We start from the raw sequence: 22,234 nt of genomic DNA, 5'->3' as shown, positions 1-22,234 counted from the left end.
CTAAAAAAATCTAAAAAAACCTCTGATAACTCTTTCTAATGTAATACTAGAAAGAAGATCAGAGGTTTTTTCCACTTACAAATCCATCTCATGCCAGACCATCACTGCTGCTCCTGTAGCGACTGCATTTTCTTCCAATATTCCTTTAGAAAAAACAGGTCGATAGCTGTTCGAATAATAGATATTCTGCTCGGCGACCGCAATCGCTGTATTGTAGAACAGATCATGTGAATTGATTAGTACGCCGCCAAGAATAATCTTTTCAGGATGTAAAATATTAATTAGATTCGCTAGACCAATTCCCATATAAGCCGCAGATTGTGCAAAAATTTCTTTGATATAATCATTGCCTGTTTCTAGCGATTGTACCAGTGTTGTAAAATTAATCGCTTCTGGCTTAACTGCTACATTGCCGTTCCATACATCGCGTCCCATTTTACTGCGTGCTCGAACTTGTTGTTCTAACGCTTGTACCGAGGCAAAAGCTTCTAACGCTCCATAATTGCCTGTACCATGAAGTCGCGGGCCATCTGTCTGAATAATCATCTGTCCGATCGAGCCTTCCATATCAACAGCGCCATGCACCACATGTCCGTTAGACATCATCGCAGACCGCAGACCTGTACCGACATGCACATACAACATATGCTGGATATGTTCATCACGTACCATCCAGTGCTCTCCTGTCAACGCAGTATTGGCTCCATTTTCAAGAGTAACAGATAATCCTGTTGCTTCTTCTAACCAGCGCCGTAGCGGAACATCTTTCCACCCGGGAGCGGCAAAGTATAGTGGATTAAGTATTTTTCCTTGCTCACGACTAAGCGGGCCTACTGCACCTACACCCATTCCTATCACTAATTCTGGTGCTATCCCTTGCTCTGCTAACATCTGTGCTACTTGTTGCTGAACATGCTGAACTAACCGCTGAGGTGTCATACTTTCATCCATAGACCAGCGCACCATCGCTAACGGTTGCATCCGCATATCATATAAGCCTAGCACCGAATAAATACGTGAAATATCCAGACCAAAAATATAGCGGAAATTCGCGTTGATTCGATACAAAATCGGTCGTCTTCCACCTGTCGATTGACCGAATCCAGACTCCATAATCCAACCTTCATTCGTCATTTCTTCCAGAAGTCGAGTCAGGCTACTGCTAGTCATCTGAAATTCATTCATTATTTCTGCTTTGGATATATCGTCCTGCATCGCGATTCGGTCATAAACTGCTTTTTTGATGGAGGTTACGCCTTTAATATGCTTACCCATAATAATCCCACCGTTTTCCCTACAATTCTGATCGGAATTGTTTTTCACTTATTATATATGGTTTTTACAGGGAATGCTATGTATTTATTGCATGAAAATAGAGAAATACTATTATCAAAAAAACCTCTTCCCTATGATCAGGAAAGAGGTCGGTGATATGATACTTATTCTCTAGCGTGCGATGATATCTACCAAGATAACATCATACACAGATTTTGAGTTGCAAATTATTATTTCGCTTCGCCAACTACACTAAAGCGTTTATTCACATGTGCTGCTTTTTCTGCTTCGTCTACAATCGCAATCGCATAATCAGCATAACTGATATAGCTGTTGCCTTCCTTGTTAACGATCATTTTCTCGCCACCGGCTGTATAAGAACCTGTGCGTGGGCCTTGTGCATCAAAAAACGCTGCCGGGCTTAAAAATGTCCATTGAATACCGCTCGATGCTTTCAAATCGTCCAAGTTTTTACCTTGATTCGATGCTGTTGGTTTGTAAGCGTCAGGGAAGTCCGGTGTATCGATAAGACGTACAGATTGAGCATCGTCCACATACAGACTACCTGCACCACCTACAACGATTAAGCGAGTATCAGGAGCACCTTTCAAAATGTTGATCAACGATTGACCTACAGTGATATGAGATTCTTCTTGTCCTTGTGGAGCACCATACGCATTTACTAAAATATCGTAGCCTTTAATATCTTCAGTGGTTAGATCTAATACTTCTTTTTCAACTACGTTTACTTTATCGTTTTGCACTTTAGAAGCGCTACGTACGATAGCTGTAACTTCGTGTCCTCTGCTCAAAGCTTCTTCAACGATCAATGATCCTGCTTTACCTGTTGCACCAATAACTGCGATTTTCATATCTAAAACCTCCATGTAATTTGTGTGGTCTGACGAAATACGTACTTTCTATATGTGTAGCTATCAAGCTGTGATATACATTAACCCTTACATGTAACAATTATAGTTACAGGCTGTTATAATGTCAACTATTATCGTCGGATTAACAATAACTATTTATAATAACGGATAGATAGCAGTGAAATTGGGTATTCATACATTAGTACCATTAGGACGATTATTCTAAACAAACGATACCGTCAATTACACGATAGTATCCAAATCTAAGGAGTGTCATTATGAAAAATATAGCGTGGATCGGAACAGGGCATATGGGCTTACCTATGGCTCATAATTTGCTCAAAGAAGGATATACATTACACGTCTACAATCGCACCAATGAACGGGCGAAGCCGTTAGAAAGTGCAGGAGCAACACTATATGCTACCCCTGCCGAAGCGACTGTTCAAGCCGAAGTTGTTTTTATTATGTTGACCAAAAAAGACGCGATCGATAATGTATTAACAGGAGATCAAGGCATTCTTAATCAGCTACGTGCAGGTATGTATGTGATCAATATGAGTACGATCAGCCCTGAAGAAGCCAAAGATTTCGCGGAGCAGATTACAGCCAAAGGAGCAATGTATATAGATGCTCCGGTATCCGGCTCGGTGGCTCCGGCAGAACAAGGAAATCTGGTTATTCTGGCAGGTGGTCAGACTGAAGATATTCAGGCTTGCCAACCGTTTTTTGATATTTTAGGTAAAAAAACGATCCATTTCGGCGAAGTCGGTCATGGTAGCTCTGCCAAATTATCGATCAATTTATTGTTAGGCATTTCTACGCAAGCGATTGCCGAATCTCTATTAATCGCCGAACGTTCTGGACTGCAACGTGAACAAGTATTAGAAATGTTCGGTGAATCTGCTGTAGCCACACCGTTATTAGCGGGTAAAAAAGATATGTTTATCAACAACGAATTTCCAGCCGCATTTATGTTAAGTCTAATCTCCAAAGATCTAGGCTTACTGACGAATGAAGCCAAAAGATTACATGTACAATTGCCACTAGCTCAAGCCGCAGATCAGACTTATCGTGAAGCCAATGAAAATGGTAAAGGTGAACTGGATCTAGCCGCTATCTGGCTTGAACTGCAAGAACGTCACGCCGATCAATCATAAACCTTAATAATGTAAAAGACACAAAAAAATCCTCCTATAAAGTCAGTATAGCTTGCTGACTTTATAGGAGGATTTTATCTGATTATAGTGGTATCAATGATTCTTTTTGTATTGATCTTGATGCTATCGGTAAGCTGAATTTATTTGCGCGCTGTACGAGTAATGCCTTCTCGAATATAGTCGATTACTTTTTCCGCTGTACGTAATTGCCCTTCTGAATTATGAATAATCAGATCACATTCCGATAATGCCGCACGTTCCTGATCATAACTCTGAAGTCGTTGCGTTTGTTCCTCAATACTGACTTTACGGTCGAATAATCGTTTTGCTAGTTGCTCACGATCTGCTAGTACTCCGATAAGCAATACCCGGTCGCCCCATTTTTTTTTGACCAGCTTAGCTCCTGGCGCGTCCATCACTGTAGAACGTACCTGTCCATCTTTGCCAGCATCTTCAATTGAACTGATCGATGTACCGTACAGATTATTACGATATTCACTCATTTCTAACATCAATCCTTGACGAAACATAAGCTCGATGTGTTCTCTGGTCGCAAAATGATAATCAACCCCATCTTGCTCACCTGCTCGTGGTTGACGGGATGTCCATGTGACAATTTTGGGTACTCCTAATCGTGCTTGTAATGTGCTTTTGCCTGATGCACTGGGGCCTTGAAAAACAACGATTGAAAATGACATTTTCGATCCTCCTGCATCTGTATTTCTTCTTGTTTGTATCCTCAGTATACCAAAAGATACACTACATAATCTTTCTGTTGTCCCAAACGCATTTATACTACAATAATACGTAGCCATAGACGGAAAGGATGATTGATACACAGATGACATTATCATCTACATATGCGGTTCAATTTCAGAATATTTCTAAATCTTTTCCCCATGTAAAACAAGCTACACCTGTATTGGACAAGATTAACGGAACTATTAGACAAGGTTCGATTACTACACTGGTAGGTCCTTCCGGTTCAGGTAAAAGTACATTGCTATCACTATGCAATCTACTGCTTACACCAGACTCTGGGCAATTATATATTCAAGGCAAAGAGATACAGACATGGTCGATTACTGAATTACGCCGAAATGTAGGAATTGTATTTCAAGATGCTCCGATGGTACAAGGAACTGCTCTTTATAATTTACAGACTTCTCAGCGATTACATGGAACCGATATCGGTAATCCTGCGACTCTTATCGAACAAGTAGGCTTGTCTGCACAGGTGCTTCATCAGCAAGTACAAGACCTTTCAGGTGGTCAAAAACAACGGTTAGCTCTAGCACGCACACTTGCTAATCGACCGCAGATTTTGCTACTCGACGAGATTACTTCTGCTCTTGATCCTTCTTCTGTACGAGAAGTCGAGCTATTGTTACTCGAGATCCAGCGTGAATCCGGTATAACGTTAATCTGGGTCACCCATCAGATGGAACAAGCGCAACGGGTCGGGCAAGAAACATGGTTTTTGATGAATGGACAATTGTTAGAACAGCGACCAACTGCCGACTTTTTTGCACATCCACAGACAGAAGAAGCACAGCGATTTATCAAAGGTGAACTACAATGACAATAATTGCATTAACGCTTTCTTTATGTTTTGTGTTATTTGCTGTAGTATTGTCTCGTTCTTTCAAATTAGGTCTGGAAAAAGATGTACTGATCGCTACATTACGAGCCACTATTCAACTGCTGATTATCGGCTATGTGTTGAATTTTGTTTTCGGCTTAGAGCAATTATGGGTCGTCGGTGTGTTTCTATTAGTGATGATTACTGTTGCTTCACTTAATGTATCTAAAAAAGGTAAATCGGTTCCTTATATGACGATCAAAGTGTTTTTGACATTAGTGATTGTTGAGATCGTAACACAGTCGCTATTATTAGGGTTTGAGATTATTCCAGCAACTGCACGTTATATTATTCCGATCAGCGGTATGATTATCGGCAATTCAATGATACTGGGAAGCTTATTAGTGAACCGTTTACGTTCTGAAGTGACGTTACGTCAGCGTGAAATTATTTTGCTACTGTCACTTGGAGGAACGCCCAGACAAGCGATAATGCCGGTACTCAAAAGCGCGGTTCGTTCCAGTATGATTCCAACGATAGACGGTCAGAAAACACTTGGACTGGTACAGTTACCCGGTATGATGACCGGACAGATTATTGCCGGTGCTGATCCGATTACAGCGGTGCGTTTTCAATTGTTGATTGTATTCACTACAATGACTTCAGCGATTATTACAAGTATTTTGCTGAGTCTATTTATCGCTCCTAGCTTATTCAACAAGCACCAACAGTTACAGACTGAACCGTTAGAATCCTCTAGCTAAATACACAAGACGATACCAAAAAGACTCCTGATTGAATAATCTTCAATCCAAGAGTCTTTTTATTTATACACGTATATGCTACTGAACTTCTTTATACTATTACGAATGAACTTCTTTGGTATCGATATTGACGATAGGCGTATGATCGGATTTTTCTTTTGGTGTACGATTCACCAGCAAGATACTAATAACGATCAAGATCAAGCCGATAATCAGATTAACGGTTACCGATTCACCCATAAAGAGCACACTAAGAATAATAGATACTAACGGAATCAAAAATGTATATGAACCGACTGTACTTGCTTCGCCTGAACCAACAAGACGGAAGAAACATAACCAGCTTAGGGCGATAGCAAAAATACAGATAAACAGCAATACTCCGATAAATGTAGCGTTCCACGTAATATCTGCCCAGCTTTCAGTACCTGTACCTACCGCTGTCATTACGACTCCACCCATAATCAATTGGATCGTTACTAACCAGATCGGATTTACACGATCGCCTACCTTTTTCACATAGACGGTTCCGACACCCCAGCTAACAGCAGATGCTAGAGCCAATACAATACCAATCACCGAGATCGAACCGGAGAATCCGCCTGCACTGATCGTCGCTACGCCTGCACAACCTAAGACCAGACCAATCGCTTTGAGCGGGTTCATTGATTCGCCTACCCATAACCAGGATAAGAATCCGACTAAGACAGGCTGTAAAAAGACAATTGCCGAGAACAATCCAGCAGGCATATAAGCGATACCGATCGTCTGACAACCGTAAAACAAAATAATATTTAGAACCGCAGAGATTGCATAGATTTTCCAAGTCTGCTTCCAACGTAAATCACGCAAACGTGGTAAAGCGACAACCAACAACAATAACCCTGCAATCAATGTCCGAATACCGGAAAACAAAATAGGTGGTGCATAATTTAAAGCGAACTTGGATAACGGCCAGTTCACGCCCCACATTAAGATCAAAAATGCTAAAAACAGAGCAGTCTGCCCTTTGGATAAAGCCTTCATTCTATTTCTCTCCTCTAAGCCAATCTGGATGACGATCATTTACGGCAAAGCTGACATGTCATGTATCTTCCGAGTATACAATGCTTTTTACAATTGTTCAATAGACTTTAAACATTTGTTCAAGCGAAAAGAAATTGCTACGTTCACTATCCTCTATCTTCTAGCAATCGTGTTATAATAAGACGGCACTGAGCAATCATTGTGCACTTCGTATATACATCATTATAAGAATAATATAAGCGCATCTTTGATAGATGCAGGAGGAATAGAATAATGGAAATAACAAGTTATCAGGTAGAAATGATTAAAGACCCTTTTGAAATTTTGGTGGGCACACGCTATGAATTTTTTATTGATTTTGAAGTAGATGAAGAAGATGATATTTACTCGGTAAACGGTCTATATATTCGTGCCATCTACAAAGTCCAAGACACAGGTAATGGCATTGTCAATTACGATATTATTGAAAAAGGTACAGATCGTGTACTGGATTTCGATCTGGAAGAAGAGGAAGAGCAAGAGTTAGCAGCATTTTGTGAGCAAAACTGGAAAAACGCTGAGAGTAACTAATGCGTATATTACTGCTTGGTGCTACAGGACGTGTTGGACAATCGGTTCTGCAATATGCACTTCAAGATGGACATGAACTAACTGTACTGGTACGTTCTCTGGATAAATTAAATGAACAATTGTTAGCATATGCAGAAGATTTGGGTGGTTCTTCTAAGCCGATATCAGCGATTGATCACTCTTTACCCATCAATGAGCAGATTCCGGGTCTGCACGTTATCGTGGGCAATGCATTAAACCATAATGATCTTTATAAGGCGTTAGACGGGGTACAAGCTGTAATTAGTACACTGAACACCGATAAAACGAATACGTTATCTGTCAGCACACCTATCATTGCTGAACTGATGCAGAAGCAGTCGATTGCGCGCATTATTACAGTCGGCACAGCAGGTATTTTACAAAGCCGTATCGAAACTGATACATACCGCTATGAATCTTCTGAATCCAAGCGCAAAAGTACCCGCGCTGCGGAAGAACACCGAATGATGTATGAGACGTTACGAGATTCCGGGCTAGACTGGACAGTGGTATGTCCAACGTATTTGCCGGATGGAGAGTATACCGGTGTCTATCGTGATGAGCAAGATGTTTTGCCTGAAGGTGGAGCATCAATTTCGACGGGAGATACAGCGTATTTCACGTATCAGCAGTTAAGTGATCCTCGTTATATTGGACATCGGGTAGGATTGGCTTATTAGACTCGGCGTTAACACTTGATTTTTATCAATAAATAAGAACATTACACATAAAAACCCTGACTTCTATGCGAAGTTAGGGTTTTGTATGTTCTATATTGAGTTCGCGAATGTTGCTTATTCAAGGTCGAATTAAACCCTGAAAAAGCTAAAAAACACTCACGTATTCAGAATTTTCTCCTGCATTCGATATTCGGTCGGAGTTAACATAAATTTTTTGCGAAATACTTGGGTGAAATGCCCTACATTGGTGTAGCCGATTTGTTCTGCGATATCGGCAAGCTTGAACTTAGGATTATGCAATAGCACTTTGGCTTGCTCCATCCGTAGACAGATGACATAATCTTTGTACCCTTGCCCTGTTTTCTGCTTGAACAATTGACTGAAATAGATCGGGTTGAGAAATACAACAGCCGCTACCTTTTCTAAAGACAATTCTTCATTAAAATGAGCACGAATATATTGAAGAGCGACCTGAATCGCTTGATCGCTACTGCTTCCTTCTTCGGGCGCATTCACTGGCTCTATCTTTTCTTCTCGTAAGCGATTTACTTCGACCGCAACCTGTTCAATCTCTTGGTGAGGGCCGGAATGTCTGGTTACAAAAGGAACTTTCAAATACTTTTGCAAATGTTCTTGTAACGGTTCTAGCAGTTGCTCCATCTGAACATGATTGTGCAGTGTCACCAGCCCTAATAGACTATTGCGATCAAAACTCACAACGAATCCTTGTCCTGACTGATCGATCAATTCATTTAATACATTTTCTACAATAAAATGCTCTAAATGGGTACTTCGCTCACCTTGTTCGATATTGACTACAATTAGATAAAATTCAGGATAGTCTGCGATAAATGTATCCAGACTGATTTTGCCCATACTAAGCCCGGCAGCTAATCGTTGAAAAACAGCTTCACGCAAATAGTTTAATCCATCTTTGAGCGCTTCTTCACCTTTAGAAACGACTCGTTCTTGACGAATCTCTATCGTAAGCGATTCCATTAATTCTACCAGTTTCTTTTTGCCGATCGGTTTTAGTAGATAGTCTCGTGCACCCAGATGCATCGCTTGTTGAGCATAGGAAAATTCTGAATGTGCCGAGATTACAATCCATTTCGCTTGGGGCTGACTATGACGGGAAATACGCATCAGTTCCAGACCGTTAATTCCAGGCATTAGAATATCGGTTAAAATAATATCGATCCGGTGCTCACTCATCATCAACACCGCTTCTTCAGCAGATGAAGCCAGATGAACATGGTAATTTGGAAAAACACTTTCGATAGTACGTTTGATGCCTTCGCGAATAAAACTTTCATCGTCTGTAATCAGAATGTGCACGCACAATACCTCCTTTATCGATCGAAATCGGTTGATCTGAATATTTAGACTCTACCGTCTGTGAAGAGAATTGCGCTACAGCAGAAGCATCGGATAACGGCAATACCAGTTTGACGGCTGTTCCTTTGTCTAGAGCGCTCTCAATGTGTATCCCGTTAGTAATTCCGAACATATGCGATAGGCGCTGATGTAGATTTTGTAAACCGATACTTTTGCGATCACGATGCACAGCATCGGTTGGATGAAGTAAAGAATCTCGTAATCGTTCTAATGTAGATTCATTCATTCCTTTGCCATTATCTGAAATAATAATATTAAGATATTTTCGATCAGGTATTGCTCTTACTCGCAAAATACCCGGTCGATCTAACGCTTCCAGACCATGCTTAACTGCATTTTCGATAATGGGCTGTAATAACATTTTGGGCACATGCAGATCCATCCACTGCTCTTCGACATCGATCTCTACGCTCAATCGCCCATCCAGTCGCATCGTAATAATCGTCAGGTAATGACTAATCTGTTCGATTTCTTCACGTAATGTCACCAGTGCATGATCTTCCCAATGACTGCTATACCGGAACATATGCGATAGCGATAACACGACATCCCCTAGTTCATCATTGCCTTTCTCATCGAGCATCCAGTAGATCATATCCAGTGTATTATAGAGAAAGTGAGGATTGACCTGCGACTGAAGCGCATGAAGTTCGGCATTTTTTTCACTAACCGAAGAGACTTTGACCCGTTCGATCAGTTCTTCAATACGAGCGACCATATGGTTAAACGATAATACAAGCGAATTGATTTCTTCGTAGGATGTGACTGTAACCATACCGCGAAAGTTGCCATTTTCCACTTGCTTCATTTCCCGAATTAATCGCTTGAGCGGTGAAGATATCGTACGAGACACGATAAAAGCAATCAGCGCAGACACGACAATCAACACAGTGACTACGATAAATAGATACCGCTTGGTCTGAGTCAGTTCAACATTAAGATCACGATCCGGTGTGGAACTGACAATCGTCCAATTGGTCGTGCCAAGCTTGGAAGCTGCAATCAGACGGCTATTATTCTGCTGTACATTCACCTGACCGGATAACTGTGGCAACGAAATATTCGGCGGTAGTGAACCTGGCTTACTATTTGGTTCGATCGAAGTCGGCATATGTTTGCCGTCTCCTGTTACAATATTCACTTCGCTATGAGGCCCTAATTTCAAATTATTCATCGCTGTCAAAAAAGTATCCGCTCTTGCTTCAACCAGCACAATTCCAATCTGATGCTGTTCATTAAGATTAAATATCGGGCGACCAAAAGCAAACACAGGCTGATCTTCTGCCTGATCAATAATCGAGTGAGGAAATACACCTAACCAGACCATCTGACCGGATGACCCACTAATCTGCTGATACCATGACGACTTGGTATATTCAGGATCGATCACATTCATCGAATTGCTATAGTCATAGATTTTGCCATTTTCACCAATCACATGAATACCTACTAGATCATCTCGTGAAAAGTAAATCGCTCCCATAATCGTTGTAATATAATTCTGATTAATATACTCAACCTGTGGTGAACTAGCAGACTTCTGACCGAGCAGACGTACGATATCAACATTGGCACTAATCGATTTGGACAGACTATCATAACTACCGAGTAGAAGATCAAGCAATCCCACGGTTTGTGATACATTTTTCTGCGCAATCTCACCTAACTTTTCATGAAATTGAGTCGTTGTACGGTTATAAAAAAGAATACTGACCAGCAGTACAATCCCGGCCATACAGAATAAAAACAAAATAAACAATCGATTGTGGATCGAATGCAGACTACGTGACAAAGTGAAATGCTCCTTTCTACATCGGTCGCTAAAAAAGCCAAAGGGCGGTAACCATAAAAAGGATTGGGTCCTCTTTATGATTACCGCCAAGTCCCTATACAGAGATAGTACCAATAAAGGTAGCTTCTGGCAAAATCATTTTATACTATTATCCTTTAACTGCTCCTGCTACCATACCTTTCGTGATACGTTCAGACAAAATAAAGTAGAAAATAATAACCGGTAACGCACCCATTACAAGGAATGCTCCGATATTTCCGTAATTGACCGAATACTGACTAACAAACGTATACACCCCGAACGGTAATGTTTTGAGTTCTTCGGATGAAATAAACGTCGCCGCTACAATATACTCATTCCAGATATTGATAAAAGTTAAAATACATACTGTCATCACAGGTGGAACCGAGATCGGCAAAATAATACTACGGAAAATCCGGTATACACTCGCTCCATCCATAAAAGCAGATTCTTCAATATCGGTCGGAATCGACCGCATAAATCCACTTAAAATAAATACAGCAATCGGTAACGCAAACGCTGTGTACGGAATAATAATCGACCAGCGTGTATTAAGTAAGTCTAAGTTTTTGAAAATAATCATTAGTGGCAATAATGTCGCTTGTAGTGGAATCATCATTCCTAGCAAAAATAACAACATCACATATTGCCCGTATTTCCATTTGAAGCGCGTAATCGCATAAGCAGTCATTGAGCTTAAAATAACAACTGCGAACAAACTAACTGCTGTAACCAGTACGCTATTTCCTAGATATTTCAGATAACTACCGGATGTATACGCATCTGCATAGTTATGCCACTGCGGAATATGTGGAAGAGCGAAAAAGCTACCTCCCAGAATTTCTTCATTCGTTTTGAGTGAGTACATCACTAACCATAACAGCGGATATAACTGTGTAACGATCAGGATCGCGAAGAGCAGATACACGAACCATTTTTTCAGATTATTCATATCGTGTTCTCCTCCTCTACGTCACTTTACGTTCGATTTTGTTAAATACGCCATTGATAATCACAGTGATAACCAGACAGAAAATAACAAGGAATGTCGCTACCGCACTACCATAACCATACTTCTGAGATAAGAACGACATATTATACATATGCGTCGCTATCGTATCGGTCGCATGTGCAGGCCCACCGCCAGTCATAACCATGACCAGTTCGAATGCTTGTAATGATCCGATAAATGCTAGCACAACCGAGATTTTGAAAATAGGTACAACCATCGGGAACGTAATATAACGATCTGCTTTGAATCCATCGGCACCATCAATTTTGGCAGCTTCATAGATTTCATCCGGTATATTTTGTACCCCTGTAAATTGAATCAGTAAGTGGTAACCAAAATATTGCCACAACGATACAAAGTAGATTGCATACATCGCAAGTGCTGGTTCTGTTAACCAACTATGTGTCCAGCTATCCAGACCTAGCTTGATCAACACACCATTTAACATTCCGCCCATCGAAGCCGGGTTGTAGATCGTTTTCCACAATTGCCCTAAAATAACGTTAGATAAAATAACCGGTACGAAATAGAGCGTAACCAGACGATTTCCTTTACGTACATAGCGATTCAGCAAAATAGCGAACAGCAAACAAAAAGGAATCTCAATAATGGAGAAGACGGCATACATAATCGTACGCTTCACTGACATCCAGAAATTAGGATCATGGAAAAGCAATGTTTTGAAATTCGCCAGACCGACAAACTTAGCATCCGAAATCCCATTCCAGTCCAACATCGCCGTATAAAAAGAAACCAGAATAGGAACAAACACCGTCCCTATGTAAAGGATCAGACAAGGAAGTACAAAAATAGCAATCGTGCGAGCAGGTACTTTTAGTACATTCATGGCTTCTCCCTCCTTCCAACTCAAAAGTGTATTTTCTCTCTTTAGCTTATTCTACTCATAGCGAAGGGGACGCTGTTGACGCCCCCTCGCTTCTACATATCTATCTCTAGGTTGATTTAAGGATTCGCTTCAAATGCAGCTTGATGTTCTTGAGCAATTTGTTTTGGATCGACTTGTTGTACAAATAGACTTTGGATACTGCTTAAATGTACTTGAGATACGGCTGGATTCATCGTGTTATCGAATGACAGGTCGCCACCTTTTACATTTTTGAACAGATCCAGTACATCAATCGCTAGAGGAGAATATCCAGCCGCTTTGAAGTCACCATCTACTTTTTGACCTAGACCGACCGCATTTTTCAATTCAAAAGATACTTTAGGTAAGTTCAGTGCAAAATAGTTTAAGAAATCTTTGGTTTCTTGTAAATGTTCGCTATTAGCAGATACAGCAAATGCACTACCTGGAGCAAGCATAAACTCATCTGGATTTCCTTTGCCATTCACTGTTGGGAATTTGAATACGCTCACGTCTTTACCAACAGTTGAACCATCATTTGCGCCAGTCTCCCATGTTCCGATAAAGAACATTGCAGCTTGACCTGTACGGAACATATTACCGCCTGCTGTAGCGTCAATCGATGTTGCGCCTTCAGGAAAAGCACCGGCTTGAACTAATTTTTGGAACGCATCGACAGCTTCTACGAATGCAGGATCATTAAATGTTTTTTTGCCATCTGCTACATCTTGCAAGAAGCCCGGGCCACCGTTGGTACGAAGCAAGATGTTCATAAATAGGAATGACCCTGTCCATGAATCTTTTTCACCGATTGCGATAGGCGTAATACCTGCATCTTTAAGCTTTTTCACATCTGCAAGTAGCTCATCGAATGTTGTAGGTGGAGCGGCAATACCTGCTTTGGCAAATAAAGCTTTGTTATAAAAACCGACTTCGATATTATTACCGTCTGGAAGTGCATATACATTTCCATCTTTGCTGTAATAATCAAGCAGCCCTTTTTGATATGTATCTTTGAGACCGCCCTTATCAATCACATCGTTTAATGGAGCAAGCAAGCCTGCATCGACATACGGTTTCATCTGAGCCGCTGGATTCACGATTGTGATATCAGGGATTTCTTTAGAAGCCGCTTGTGTTTTGAGTTTGAGTTTTTGTTGATCTGTATTTAGCGTATCCAGTTCGATATCAATATTTGGATGTTCTTTTTCATATTGATCAACGATCTGGTGAATCATTTTATACGTTGGTGTAGTTGGATCAGGATAAATATTTTGGAACGTGATTTTCGTTTTGTCACCACTGTTTCCACTCGCTCCTGAATCGCTTGAACTTGAATCACTGTTACCGCATCCTGCAAGCCCGAACGCCATGGCGCCTGCTAATAACAGAGCTATTGTTTTACTTGGCATTTTCATATCTTTTAATATCCCCCTCAATGGATAATTTGTACAAAACGTACTGTTTATGACTTTATTATGATGTTAGCGCTTACTTTTAACAATGTGTGAAATTAAGATTTATAGTTTGTATTTTCAAGGTATTCGCTTTTCTTATATTTTTCTTTATTTTGCCAACCACAAAAAAAGCTGCCCTTGATACAGGACAGCTCGGTTAGATCGTTACTTATTCATTTTAAATTGTAAAAATAATTCGTTGTAATGCACGAGCATCTTTTTCCCCAGATTATCATACACTTCAAGCTTATCGGTCAGCTCTTGTGGAGGATAAAAGCGCTCATCCCCAGAGATGTCTTTCGGCAGTAATTTCAGTGCTTTGGCATTTGGTGTAGAATAGCCAACATACTCTGTATTTTGCTCGGCGATTTTGGGATCTAGCATAAAGTTGATAAATTTATGCGCGGCATCGACATTGGCGGCTGTTTTAGGAATAACCATATTATCGAACCACAGATTCGTGCCTTCTTTTGGTACTACATAGTCCAATTGATCATTTTCACTCATAATCTCAGAAGCATCACCGGAAAAGACCAATCCTGCTGCCGCTTCGTTATTGGCTAACAACATTTTAATCTCATCCCCGACAATCGCTTTAACATTAGGAGTTAACGTTTTGAGCTTGGTTAGAGCTTGTTGTAAATGTTGCTCATTGGTATCATTTAGTGAATATCCTAGACTATTCAGCGACATTCCCATTACTTCGCGCGCTCCATCCGTTAGCAACACATTGTTACGCAGCTTGGGATTCCAGAGATCGTCCCAGCTATCGAACTTGATGCCTTGCGCTAGCTTCGGATTATAGACAATACCTACTGTTCCCCAGAAATAAGGAGCAGAATATTTATTGTTTGGATCGAATGATTGGTTCATAAATTTAGGATCGATATTTTTCAAATTCGGCAATTTGCTATGATCGAGCGGAATTAATAGATTTTCTTCGCGCATTTTGGAAATCGCATAATCTGACGGAATCGCTACATCGAATGTCGTTCCGCCTTGCTCGATTTTCGTCAACATTGCTTCATTAGAATCAAACGTCTGATAAATAACCGTAATGCCTGTTTCTTTTTGAAATTGATCGAGAATATCGGGATCAATATAATCGCCCCAGTTGTAGATCGTGAGCGTATTTCCACTGGAGTATCCTTCGCTCACATTCAAGCGTGATGCGGTATACATCAAGATCAGCGCTACCACAATAATACTGAGAAACATTCGGGTAAGAGTCTTCATCTTGGGCCTCCTACTGCGATCGGTTCTTCGCGGCGTGGCTTATTCGTAGCCCGGCGATTGATCATATAGTAGCCAACCACCAGCATAACAGTGAACAAGAAGATCAACGTAGACAACGCATTGATCGATAACGCTACCCCTTGCCTTGCACGAGAATAAATTTCAACCGATAATGTCGAATATCCATTCCCTGTTACAAAAAAGGTCACTGCAAAATCATCTAACGAATACGTAAATGCCATAAAAAATCCTGCAAAAATACCGGGCTTGATAAATGGCAAAATCACTTTACTTAATACATCACGACGACTTGCCCCTAGATCACGAGCCGCATCAATCAAAGAAGGGCTCATTTCTTGCAATCTTGGCAGAATCATCAGTACAGTAATCGGAATACTAAAAGCAATATGCGAGATCAATACTGAAGCAAATCCCAACTTAATCCCGATCATCGTAAATAAAATCAAAAACGAAGCACCGATAATCACGTCAGGGCTAACGATCAAGACATTATTAAGCGACAATACAGTATCTTTCAACCGGCGACGACGAATCCGATCAATCGCTAGTGCACCAATAATCCCGATCATCGTTGCTATCGTTGAAGATAATAACGCGATCACCAGTGTGTTAATTACGATAATAATCAATCGTGTATCTTGGAAAACTTCGCCATACCATTCCCATGTAAATCCTTCAAATTCGTGCATATTACCTGCACTGTTGAACGAATAATACATCAGATACAGAATCGGCGCATATAATAGAGCAAACACAAATACCAGATAAAGATTACCCCAACCATTTTTGTTAGTCATGACGTACCTCCTTGCCGAAGCCGCCACTTAGAATCATGATCACAGCCATCGCAATAATTAAGACCACCGCTACTGTCGAACCCATACCCCAGTCCTGTGTAACAAGGAAATGCTGTTCAATCGCTGTACCGAGTGTAATCACTTTGTTCCCTGCGATCAGCCTTGTAATCATAAATAGCGATAGGGAAGGGATAAAGACCGCCATACAGCCCGATTTTACCCCAGCCATCGTTAACGGCAAAATCACCCGTCGAAATGTTACCCAACCGGATGCGCCCAGATCACGCGCCGCAGATACCAGTGTAGGATTCATTTCTTCCAGCGCATTATAGATCGGCAAAATCATAAACGGAATAAAAATATACACCGATACAAACACAAAACTAGACGCATTAAATAACAACTGTTGTTCTCCGAATCCAAGTGTACCCAGTAGTGCATTAATCGGCCCATATGTTCCAAAAATACCGATAAACGCATATGTTTTGAGCAACAGATTAATCCATGTCGGCAAAATAATCAGCAGAATCCATAACTGCCGATGCTTGGTACGAGTAAGCAGATATGCCGCAGGATAAGCAACTAATAGTGAAAATAACGTCACTAGAAATGCATACCAGAATGAGCTGATCGTCATTTGTAGATAGGTCGGGGTAAAAAACGTTCGATAATTCTGAAGCGTCAAATTCCCATCGACATCAAAAAAAGAATAATACCCTACAAGCACCACAGGCGCGATAACAAATAACACGATCCAGATATAATAAGGCAGCATATAGATGCTGCGTGTATTAGCCTGCATAGACCCCACCTTCTTCATAACCTTCAAGGCGACGATCAAAGTCTTCTTCACTTTCTCCAAAACGCATCACATGAATCGCTTCTGCTTCAAAATCAAGTCCGATTTCACTGCCCGGATCAGCTTTGCGAGTGGAATGTACTAACCATTCATGACCGGAATCATCATAACAGCTAATCTCATAGTGAACGCCACGGAATAATTGGGTATCTACACGCACTTTTAGCTTCCCTTTTTCTACCGTAGTCAATTCCAGATCTTCCGGTCGAATCACCACTTCAATACTTTCATTATCACGTAGACCCTGATCGACACAGTGGAATCGTTTGCCGTTGAACTCTACCAAGAAATCTTCGATCATACGTCCGGGAACAATATTTGATTCTCCGATAAAATCAGCGACAAAGCGGTTAATTGGCTCATCGTAGATATCATTCGGCGTACCACTTTGTTCGATTTTCCCTTTGTTCATTACGAAAATCTCATCAGACATCGCAAGTGCTTCTTCTTGATCATGGGTAACAAATATGAATGTAATCCCTAGACGTTGCTGAATTTCGCGCAATTCATACTGCATTTCTGTACGTAATTTGAGATCAAGTGCAGATAATGGTTCGTCCAGTAGCAATACTTCCGGTTCATTCACCAGTGCACGCGCAATCGCTACCCGTTGCTTTTGTCCGCCTGACATTTCGCTAATGGAACGTTGCTCATATCCTTCTAGATTGACGAATTGTAGCGCTTCTTTCACTTTGGTTGTTACTTCGTCTTTTTTCATTTTTTTGATCCGTAGTCCAAATGCGACATTTTCAAATACATTCAAATGTGGAAAAAGGGCGTAATCTTGAAATACTGTATTCACTTGACGTTTATTTGCAGGTACTTTGTTGATCACCTGACCGTTAAAATAAATCGAACCACCTGTAGGTTCTGTAAAGCCAGCGATCATACGCAAAATTGTTGTTTTCCCGCAACCCGAAGGACCGAGTAAAGTATAAAACTTACCCCGTTCTACTTCAAACTCTATATTCTCAAGCACTACTGTTCCATCTTCATAGCGCTTGGAGACTCCGTCAAATCGAATAATTGTATTGTCCCCCATAACAGCCTCCTTTAATAACCTCTATTCTTTATTATAACCAATAGATGTAGTAACGATTAAAGTATTGTATCCCCTATGTTAAATAGCGATCTGCTAAACATAAATAAAATCCAATCCGCAACTCTCAAGATTGGATTACGATATACTTTATAATTGACGTGTTCTTCCTAACCATCCATCGAACAGACCAAAAACGATCGTATACACCGATGCGATCTGCAAATCCATAGACTCTATCCATATACCTATAAAATAAAGGTTCAATGCAATTATAAAGAAAACAGCCAGAATTGCAATTACATTATCAGTCAAAAGCCTTACAATAAAAGAAATAACAGCTCCACCCACATATACAAAAGAGAGGCTAATCGCAAAAAAGATCAAACCTATCCACAATATATCGCTTTTATCCCAAAGCAGAGCTCCACTATCATCATCTATCGCTAAAAGACCTATCGTTACTATCAAGCAAGTTAGTACAGTTACTATACTATAATGACGTATTCCTAAAGACATCATTATACCCTCCTTATACGTTATTGGATCAAAAGCTTAATCGATATGTACTTTTTTACGATGATTGAACCTATTCAAATCCCACATTAATGTTCTTTGAACAAGGAGGAATTAACCTGTATACCTTTTCTACGAAGCGATGGTTCATCCTATCAATCTCTTTGGTTGCTTTATTTTTCGTACTTGCTCCACTATCTAATGCCGATTCTTCTGGATCGCTCGCTAATGAACCTGATGAACGTATTGTAGATGCTTCTGGAAATGGTGATTATCTGTCTCTTCAACAAGCGATTCAAGCACAAGCGACTCATATTTATATACGTAATGGGCTTTATGATGTAAATACGACACTTCATCTTGATCTGGACGACACAACTATACGTGGACAATCGCGGGATGGTGTCATTATTCGTCAGACACAAGCGCCTAATGATCTGTTGGTGATTCGTGCAGATCGTGTACATATTTCTAATGTTACACTGGATACGTATACCTATAATGCAGGAGCTACTCTGGTCGTTGCCGATGCTAATCAAGTGATTGTACAAGACTCTCTTTTTAAAGGTTCTGAACGTATTTTTGCTGTTTATTTTGCAGGGCCTTCAGTTGCCGCAGGTGATGCTACACTCGCAGCGGTCGAATCAGGAGCACTTGATGATCATAATCAATTTGTACATAACGAAGTGTATTCTCATTATGCAGGCGACGGATTGTCTTTTTCCTTACAAAAAAATGGGTTAGTACAGCATAATAATCTTCACAACGCTGTGCTCGCTTTTTATATGTGTCGTAATAGCGAAGTGTCTAATAATGTGATCAATGATTCGCCCGGTGTCGGTATTCATTATTCAATGCCTGCCTATGACAATATTATTCAAGATAATGAGATCAATCGTTCACTCGGTTCAGGGATACGCGCTTCTGCCAATCTAGAACATCCTGTACCGACGACGGCTTTATATGAAGGATTGCTGATTGAGCATAATATCATCAAAGATACTCGTTCTTTCGGTATAGAACTTGATCAGGTAGGCGGTCGTACACGAATTCAGCGCAATACGATTCGTCAGACAGACTTTTCAGGAATTATCGTTCTTCGTTCTTCGGATCTACGGATTCATAACAATCAGTTATCCAACAATGCGTATTATCGTATTCGCGGCAATATTCATAATTGGACAGGTGATAGTGGTGGAATCGATTTGGAAAACACCGTTACCGCTACCAAAATAACATACAATACAATCACGTCTAATGGAAAAAGTGATTTTGGGATTCGCTTTTCACCGACACTTGGCAAAAATACGATCTACAAAAACAAACTCGTAGGCACAACAGTAATGACAGATATTATTCGTTTACCTTAAAAGTTTCTACTATTAATAGCGACTTTATTTAGCTCATATTACTTATCCTTTTCAAGCAACTCCTACTTTTAAGTAAGCCCGGTAGGAGTTTTGCTTTTTCAAGAATGGTGCTTACAATTCCTTGATTATCCATATTGACGTAAGCGCTTCCATAAGTAAAAATGAGTGAGATAAATGCTACATAATGGAAAAAAGTGTTGGTTTTGGAACTTGGTTAATCGAAGTCTGAAATCTTATTTTTTCGTATTTGTGCTTCATTTATCGACTATCCTTGAGGAGGAATATGGATGAAAAAGAAATTCACTCACTTGTTGCTCACAGCAGTACTGGTTGTAGGTGCGACTTTACCATCAGCAGGCATTGCTAGAGCAGACGCGGCAAGTGATGCTTCTAATCGGGCATTAATCTGGTTAGAAACGCAACAAGATGCTACAGCAGGTCTGGCTTTTGACGGATTAGTAGATAGTTTCGAGGATTTCTGGGGCCCTAATAATCCGAAACAGATCGTCTATACTTATGATCAAGCGGTAGCCGCGATAGCATTTATCGTTAAAGGCGAGCGTGGTCGTGCTGAAAAAGTACTTAACAAAATGCGAGATATTCAAGATCCTACAGGATACTGGCTTAATTCTTACTGGTACAACAATGGCGCTGGCGAAGAGATTCGTGAACATGTAGGCCCTGTTGTATGGATGGCAATGGCAGCGATGGCTTATGAGAAACAATATAACGATACTCGTTACCGTCCTATGGCGCTCAAAGCACTGGATTGGTCATTACAGTACCAACAAGCGAATGGCGGTGTAGCTGGCGGTTGGAGCGCTTGGAGTAACTCTAATGAACCGTGGAGTTCTACCGAGCACAATATCGATATCTATCAGGTATTGAAATATTATGCATCTGTCGATTCAACCAAAGCAGCCAAATATAATGCAGCCGCAACTAAAGTCAAAAGCTTCCTTGATACTAAAGTATGGGATGATGCCAACAAACGCTTTACCGGTGGTTGGAAAAACGACACTAATCTGATTGATCCTAAGCTTCCACTAGATGTGAATCCGTGGGGTGTGTTAGCACTTGGAACTACAGGTACTCACAATTATGGAGCAAGTCTGGATTATGTTGAAAATGCCAACGGTGTTCCAGGCACACTGGCGAATCCACGTTACAAACAGACGTTGACGTACAATGATGCTGGCAATACATTAACCGGTTATGATTTTGATTGGACGGATGAAGTGAAGCCTGCTTATGACGATAATGGTAATCAGATCGGCAATACAGGGGCAGACGTCTGGTTTGAAGGATCAGCCTTTATGTCACTGGCTTATTATATGAGAGGCGATGTCTCCAAAGCCAATGCAATCAACACTGAAATTATCAAAAAACAAGGAACAAGCGGCGCTTCACTAGGCGGTATTCCGTATTCTCTTAAAGGCACAAGCAATAGCTATTGGGTCATGGCGCAACAGAACTGTGTATCCAGTACCGGTTGGTTAATCTTATCAATTGCTCATTTCAATCCGTTTACAGGGCAATATCTTACAGGCGGGAATCCAACAAACCCGACAACGCCTACTGATCCAACAACACCTACTCCTGATCCAGGTACAGGTGACCATACAACCGCAGATTATACAGCAGGTGTAACCAAATCGTCTGCTACAGCGATCAGTATCAACATCAAGCCTGTTACAACTGCTAAATATGTAGATGTTCATTACAAAATCAATGGCGGAACCCAGCTTAATTATCGTATGACCAACAACTCGGGAACATGGAAACAAAGTGTGACCGGACTAAGCACAGGTACCAAAATCGAATACTGGTTTACGTATGAAAAATCAGGCCCTCAATACGATTCAGCTCATTACACATACACGCTGAATTAAACGATAAAG

The 22,234-nt window shown here is 40.7% G+C and carries 21 protein-coding genes; 7 read left to right on the top strand and 14 right to left on the bottom strand.

Annotated features, from left to right (window positions below; all coding sequences use genetic code 11):
* Window positions 1-75 precede the first annotated feature (75 nt).
* Together ACFSGI_RS20100 and ACFSGI_RS20095 are read right to left on the bottom strand one after the other, a co-directional pair.
* Window positions 76-1,275, bottom strand: a complete 1,200-nt coding sequence (locus ACFSGI_RS20100) for an ROK family protein (protein WP_204825992.1) — start codon at window positions 1,273-1,275, stop codon at window positions 76-78.
* A 230-nt stretch (window positions 1,276-1,505) separates the two neighbouring features.
* The gene (locus tag ACFSGI_RS20095; RefSeq protein WP_204825991.1) at window positions 1,506-2,147 is read right to left on the bottom strand and encodes an NAD(P)-dependent oxidoreductase; all 642 of its coding nucleotides are present in this window, start codon (window positions 2,145-2,147) and stop codon (window positions 1,506-1,508) included.
* 278 nt (window positions 2,148-2,425) lie between these two features.
* Between ACFSGI_RS20095 and ACFSGI_RS20090 the strand changes: the two genes are divergently transcribed.
* Window positions 2,426-3,307 carry an NAD(P)-dependent oxidoreductase gene (locus ACFSGI_RS20090; RefSeq protein ID WP_204825990.1) on the top strand — a complete coding sequence of 294 codons (882 nt, stop codon included), beginning with the start codon at window positions 2,426-2,428 and terminating at the stop codon, window positions 3,305-3,307.
* A gap of 140 nt (window positions 3,308-3,447) precedes the next feature.
* Here the strand turns inward: ACFSGI_RS20090 and ACFSGI_RS20085 are convergent, their stop codons facing one another.
* On the bottom strand, window positions 3,448-4,005 hold the full coding sequence (locus ACFSGI_RS20085; protein ID WP_204825989.1) for a guanylate kinase: 558 nt from the start codon (window positions 4,003-4,005) through the stop codon (window positions 3,448-3,450).
* Window positions 4,006-4,148: 143 nt separating this feature from the next.
* Between ACFSGI_RS20085 and ACFSGI_RS20080 the strand changes: the two genes are divergently transcribed.
* Window positions 4,149-4,889, top strand: coding sequence for an ATP-binding cassette domain-containing protein (locus ACFSGI_RS20080; protein ID WP_379284189.1), 741 nt, complete (start codon window positions 4,149-4,151; stop codon window positions 4,887-4,889).
* The gene (locus ACFSGI_RS20075) at window positions 4,886-5,653 is read left to right on the top strand and encodes an ABC transporter permease (RefSeq protein ID WP_204825987.1); all 768 of its coding nucleotides are present in this window, start codon (window positions 4,886-4,888) and stop codon (window positions 5,651-5,653) included. Before ACFSGI_RS20080 ends, ACFSGI_RS20075 begins: the two co-directional genes overlap by 4 nt.
* Window positions 5,654-5,752: 99 nt before the next feature.
* Here the strand turns inward: ACFSGI_RS20075 and ACFSGI_RS20070 are convergent, their stop codons facing one another.
* On the bottom strand, window positions 5,753-6,679 hold the full coding sequence (locus ACFSGI_RS20070) for a DMT family transporter (protein WP_204825986.1): 927 nt from the start codon (window positions 6,677-6,679) through the stop codon (window positions 5,753-5,755).
* 273 nt (window positions 6,680-6,952) lie between these two features.
* Here ACFSGI_RS20070 and ACFSGI_RS20065 point away from each other — a divergent pair, with 273 nt between their 5' ends.
* Window positions 6,953-7,249 (top strand): DUF6509 family protein, encoded by a 297-nt coding sequence (locus tag ACFSGI_RS20065; RefSeq protein WP_379284186.1) that lies wholly within the window; start codon window positions 6,953-6,955, stop codon window positions 7,247-7,249.
* On the top strand, window positions 7,249-7,950 hold the full coding sequence (locus tag ACFSGI_RS20060) for an NAD(P)-dependent oxidoreductase (protein WP_204825985.1): 702 nt from the start codon (window positions 7,249-7,251) through the stop codon (window positions 7,948-7,950). Before ACFSGI_RS20065 ends, ACFSGI_RS20060 begins: the two co-directional genes overlap by 1 nt.
* 156 nt (window positions 7,951-8,106) lie before the next feature.
* Here ACFSGI_RS20060 and ACFSGI_RS20055 read toward each other — a convergent pair whose 3' ends face one another.
* From ACFSGI_RS20055 to ACFSGI_RS20010, 10 genes are all read right to left on the bottom strand, one after another.
* Entirely contained in the window at window positions 8,107-9,288 is a 1,182-nt protein-coding gene (locus tag ACFSGI_RS20055) for a response regulator (RefSeq protein WP_204825984.1), read from the bottom strand.
* Entirely contained in the window at window positions 9,263-11,140 is a 1,878-nt protein-coding gene (locus ACFSGI_RS20050) for a cache domain-containing sensor histidine kinase (RefSeq protein ID WP_379284183.1), read from the bottom strand. Before ACFSGI_RS20050 ends, ACFSGI_RS20055 begins: the two co-directional genes overlap by 26 nt.
* 148 nt (window positions 11,141-11,288) lie before the next feature.
* On the bottom strand, window positions 11,289-12,113 hold the full coding sequence (locus ACFSGI_RS20045; RefSeq protein WP_204825983.1) for a carbohydrate ABC transporter permease: 825 nt from the start codon (window positions 12,111-12,113) through the stop codon (window positions 11,289-11,291).
* A 16-nt stretch (window positions 12,114-12,129) separates the two neighbouring features.
* Complete coding sequence (locus tag ACFSGI_RS20040; RefSeq protein WP_204825982.1) at window positions 12,130-13,020, bottom strand: carbohydrate ABC transporter permease; 891 nt, start codon at window positions 13,018-13,020, stop codon at window positions 12,130-12,132.
* Window positions 13,021-13,136: 116 nt separating this feature from the next.
* Window positions 13,137-14,456 (bottom strand): extracellular solute-binding protein, encoded by a 1,320-nt coding sequence (locus ACFSGI_RS20035; protein ID WP_204825981.1) that lies wholly within the window; start codon window positions 14,454-14,456, stop codon window positions 13,137-13,139.
* Between the two features lie 204 nt (window positions 14,457-14,660).
* On the bottom strand, window positions 14,661-15,731 hold the full coding sequence (locus tag ACFSGI_RS20030; RefSeq protein ID WP_204825980.1) for an ABC transporter substrate-binding protein: 1,071 nt from the start codon (window positions 15,729-15,731) through the stop codon (window positions 14,661-14,663).
* Entirely contained in the window at window positions 15,728-16,549 is an 822-nt protein-coding gene (locus ACFSGI_RS20025) for an ABC transporter permease (protein ID WP_204825979.1), read from the bottom strand. The genes ACFSGI_RS20030 and ACFSGI_RS20025 overlap by 4 nt, the downstream gene beginning before the upstream one ends.
* Complete coding sequence (locus ACFSGI_RS20020) at window positions 16,542-17,351, bottom strand: ABC transporter permease (protein WP_204825978.1); 810 nt, start codon at window positions 17,349-17,351, stop codon at window positions 16,542-16,544. The genes ACFSGI_RS20025 and ACFSGI_RS20020 overlap by 8 nt, the downstream gene beginning before the upstream one ends.
* Window positions 17,341-18,450 (bottom strand): ABC transporter ATP-binding protein, encoded by a 1,110-nt coding sequence (locus tag ACFSGI_RS20015; RefSeq protein ID WP_204825977.1) that lies wholly within the window; start codon window positions 18,448-18,450, stop codon window positions 17,341-17,343. The genes ACFSGI_RS20020 and ACFSGI_RS20015 overlap by 11 nt, the downstream gene beginning before the upstream one ends.
* 147 nt (window positions 18,451-18,597) lie before the next feature.
* The gene (locus tag ACFSGI_RS20010; protein WP_204825976.1) at window positions 18,598-18,966 is read right to left on the bottom strand and encodes a hypothetical protein; all 369 of its coding nucleotides are present in this window, start codon (window positions 18,964-18,966) and stop codon (window positions 18,598-18,600) included.
* A gap of 161 nt (window positions 18,967-19,127) precedes the next feature.
* Between ACFSGI_RS20010 and ACFSGI_RS20005 the strand changes: the two genes are divergently transcribed.
* Both ACFSGI_RS20005 and ACFSGI_RS20000 read left to right on the top strand, forming a co-directional pair.
* On the top strand, window positions 19,128-20,333 hold the full coding sequence (locus ACFSGI_RS20005; RefSeq protein ID WP_379284177.1) for a right-handed parallel beta-helix repeat-containing protein: 1,206 nt from the start codon (window positions 19,128-19,130) through the stop codon (window positions 20,331-20,333).
* Between the two features lie 287 nt (window positions 20,334-20,620).
* On the top strand, window positions 20,621-22,225 hold the full coding sequence (locus ACFSGI_RS20000; RefSeq protein ID WP_204825974.1) for a prenyltransferase/squalene oxidase repeat-containing protein: 1,605 nt from the start codon (window positions 20,621-20,623) through the stop codon (window positions 22,223-22,225).
* Window positions 22,226-22,234: the final 9 nt, after the last annotated feature.

The organism is Paenibacillus nicotianae, from assembly GCF_042681745.1.
In the GTDB taxonomy this organism is placed as follows: Bacteria; Bacillota; Bacilli; order Paenibacillales; family Paenibacillaceae; genus Saccharibacillus; species Saccharibacillus nicotianae.
This window is presented reverse-complemented; position numbering and strand designations above follow the sequence as displayed.